The organism is Desulfosarcina sp. (assembly GCF_033791525.1).
Lineage (GTDB): Bacteria > Desulfobacterota > Desulfobacteria > Desulfobacterales > Desulfosarcinaceae > Desulfosarcina.
This window is the reverse complement of sequence record NZ_JASJGN010000031.1, coordinates 1-2,896: the sequence shown is the minus strand read 5'-3', so window position 1 is coordinate 2,896 and position 2,896 is coordinate 1. Positions and strand designations below refer to the sequence as shown.

At 57.4% G+C, this 2,896-nt stretch carries 5 protein-coding genes; all 5 read right to left on the bottom strand.

Going from position 1 to position 2,896, the window contains the following annotated elements; genetic code table 11:
• Nucleotides 1–53: 53 nt before the first annotated feature.
• Nucleotides 54–518 (bottom strand): RES family NAD+ phosphorylase, encoded by a 465-nt coding sequence (locus tag QNK41_RS01460; RefSeq protein WP_319253006.1) that lies wholly within the window; start codon nucleotides 516–518, stop codon nucleotides 54–56.
• On the bottom strand, nucleotides 515–916 hold the full coding sequence (locus QNK41_RS01455; RefSeq protein ID WP_319253004.1) for an antitoxin Xre-like helix-turn-helix domain-containing protein: 402 nt from the start codon (nucleotides 914–916) through the stop codon (nucleotides 515–517). Before QNK41_RS01455 ends, QNK41_RS01460 begins: the two co-directional genes overlap by 4 nt.
• 76 nt (nucleotides 917–992) lie before the next feature.
• Nucleotides 993–1,835: a deoxyribonuclease IV gene (gene nfo, locus QNK41_RS01450; protein WP_319253002.1), complete on the bottom strand. Its 843-nt coding sequence runs from the start codon at nucleotides 1,833–1,835 to the stop codon at nucleotides 993–995.
• Between the two features lie 167 nt (nucleotides 1,836–2,002).
• Nucleotides 2,003–2,260, bottom strand: coding sequence for a YheU family protein (locus QNK41_RS01445; protein WP_319253000.1), 258 nt, complete (start codon nucleotides 2,258–2,260; stop codon nucleotides 2,003–2,005).
• Nucleotides 2,253–2,896, bottom strand: a 644-nt coding sequence (locus QNK41_RS01440) for a phosphoribosylanthranilate isomerase (RefSeq protein ID WP_319252998.1), incomplete at its 5' end; no start/stop codon positions are given. The genes QNK41_RS01440 and QNK41_RS01445, both read right to left, overlap by 8 nt.

Genomic DNA, 2,896 nt, shown 5'->3' with positions numbered 1-2,896 from the left:
AAGTTCTGCAGGTTGGCCTGGGTGGCGATCGGCTCAAAAATAACGAGTCGAAGCTATTTGGTTAAACGAGGATCAAAGTGATATACTACCGGGCGCCCGATTTCGATCTTGGCAAAGTCAGGATGGGTCGGATTGATCAGGTCGTTGAACTCTTCGGGGACCACAACGCTGGGCACCTTCAGTAAAAGTGAGCGCAGTTGCTTGACCCAACGGTCACCGATGGCCTTGGTATGAGGTGAAATGGGGCGGTGTTGCCAGTTCCGGGGATATTGATCCGGCGGCAGACTTTCCACCAGATCTGCATCGAAGTATAGGGGGATACGTACAAAGGCTTCCAGCAGTTTGGGGGAAGGCAGGTTGAATACCAATTCAATGGAAGCCAGCGCCAGACTGCCGGCCGTGTAGATCACGGCCAAGCCCTTGCTGTTCCAGCGCCCGCCGAAAAGCCTGGCACCGTCGCCGCTGAAGGCTTTGTTTTTATACCTGGATTCGACGATCCGCCAGGCCGTCAGGGTCACGTAAAAACCCCATGTTCGATGCGTCCCAGCAGATCTTCCACCTCCTTGGCGCCCAGTTCGGTGTCGGCATAATCCAGGGGCGCCACATCCCCCAGGGCCCAGGCCGGCTCCTTGAGCCACTTGCGTCCGAATTCAGGTTGTTTGAATAACTCCACCGCCTTGTCATAGAGCCGGGCGATGCGGAACACTCGTTCGGACTCTTCAAACGAGAGCTGTCCGCTTTTTTTACGCCGGGCCAGGGTGCTCAACGGGATTTTCAAGATCCTGCACAACTCTTTTTCCGGGACCGCCAGATTCTTGCACAACTGCCCGAATGTCTTTAGCGGCAACCCTTTTTTGATCCGGGCAATCAACTGGGTCGTGTTCTGTGGTTTTATACCGATGGATACCCCGTACATGACAGCCTCGCCTGTTTGAATTACCATTTGGTAAAATAATAGTTCCCAAATGGCATTTTGTAAAGAGCCAATCAGTCTATTCGATCATCCCTTTCAGCATCCGGATCTCTTCGGCCCAGCGGCTGTCATCCGGAGTCTCCAGAATCATGGGAATCCCGTCGAAGCGGCGGTCGTTCATGATCATCTGAAAGGCCTCAAGCCCCAACGTTCCCTTGCCCAGGCTTTCATGGCGATCCACACGGCTACCCATGATCTTCTTCCCGTCGTTCAGGTGGAGCCCTCTCAGAAAGGAGAAACCCACCACGGCATCAAAGTGCGCCAGGGTCTCTTCGTACCCCTTTGGCGTGACCAGGTCATACCCCGCTGAAAAGGTGTGGCAGGTGTCCAGGCAGACCCCCACCCTGGATTGATCGTCAACACCGGCAACAATGGCGGCCAGGTGTTCGAACCGATGCCCCATGTTGGTGCCCTGGCCGGCGGTGTTCTCGATAACTGCCGTCACGCCGCGTGTCTGGGCCAAGGCCAGGTTGATGGATTCGGCAATCCGTGCCAGGCAGGCCTCTTCGGCGATCTTTTTCAGGTGGCTGCCCGGATGAAAGTTCAGGTATTTCAGCCCCAGCTGCTCGCAGCGGCTCATTTCATCGATAAAGGCCGTCCTTGATTTTTCAAGCCCAGCCGCCTCGGGGTGGCCCAGGTTGATCAGATAGCTGTCGTGGGGCAGGATCTGATCCGGGGAGTATCCGGCAGCCTCGCAGTTCTCCTTGAAGCGATGGATTGATGCATCCGTCAAGGGCTTGGCCTTCCACTGTCGCTGGTTTTTGGTAAACAGGGCAAAGGCGGTGGCATCGATCTTTTTTGCGTTCAGCGGTGCATTTTCCACCCCGCCGGATGCACTCACGTGAGCACCGATATATTTCATGTTTTCGTTCTCCGAATGACTCCCCAAAATGGTATCTTACGGCCCAGATCTGCGTTCTCGTCTTATTGTAATCCTCAACGTAGCGCTGCTACGCCTGTGGTTGCAATAAGCCTGCGGCCTTGACCTGAACCACAATCTACCATTTTCAAGATTTGAAAGATTTGCATTTAGATCCTTCGGCTGCTATGCCCCGGCACCGTATCTGACGGTTTGATGTTACAGGTGTGGGTCCGGCTGTCGTATACGATCAGCGCCTGTCCCTTGTCCAACTGGCGGCGAACCATGGATACGCTTTCCGCCAGTGAGCCCCGGGTGTAGCCCGAATCAGTGCCGTCGCGGGTCACGAACTCCTCGATGAGCCCGGAAAGCGCCTCCGGGCTCAACTGCCTGTGAGGAATAACCAGCATCTCTTCACGGTCAGGCATCGGGTCGCTGTCCCTTCGGGCGAAACACGGCTTTTATCGTCTTAGCCGCATACTGATCCGCGGTGCCTTGAACAGCCGCTATCAGCCGGGCCACCTTATGCGGATCCTTCCTCCCCGGAGACATCTCCACACCTGAGCTGACGTCAATGGCCGCCGGCAGGGCCGCACGGACCGCCTCGGCGACATTGTCCGGGGAGAGGCCCCCGGCGAGCACCAGCGGTTGACGATGCCCGAAGTCTCTGGCCGCGCCCCAGTCCCAGGCCATGGCATTGCCGCCGGGAAGCGGGCCCTTGGCGCACTCCACCAGATAGCCATCGACCTCGAAACCCGGTGCATCGTCGAAACCCGGTTTGCCGTCGACGAACAGGGCTTTGATTACGCCCACCCCCTCGGTTTTCAACCGCGCCGCCAGACTCGCCGATTCACGGCCGTGAAGCTGCGCCATGGAAAGGCCGCAGCGTTCGACCCGTGCCATGATGTATGAAAAACTTGCGTCGACAAACACGCCCACGGCAGCCACTGTTTCCGGCAGTGCCGCCACCACGGCCCTGGCCTGGTCAGCGGTGACATGGCGCGGGCTTTTTGGAAAAAAGACCACACCGATGGCATCTGCACCCAGAGCAGCGCATTGGGCCG

Bases quoted from the DNA above. Each gene is read 5' to 3' on its own strand.
- QNK41_RS01455 (WP_319253004.1), bottom strand. From the start codon at position 916: ATGTACGGGGTATCCATCGGTATAAAACCACAGAACACGACCCAGTTG.
- nfo (WP_319253002.1), bottom strand. From the start codon at position 1,835: ATGAAATATATCGGTGCTCACGTGAGTGCATCCGGCGGGGTGGAAAAT.
- QNK41_RS01445 (WP_319253000.1), bottom strand. From the start codon at position 2,260: ATGCCTGACCGTGAAGAGATGCTGGTTATTCCTCACAGGCAGTTGAGC.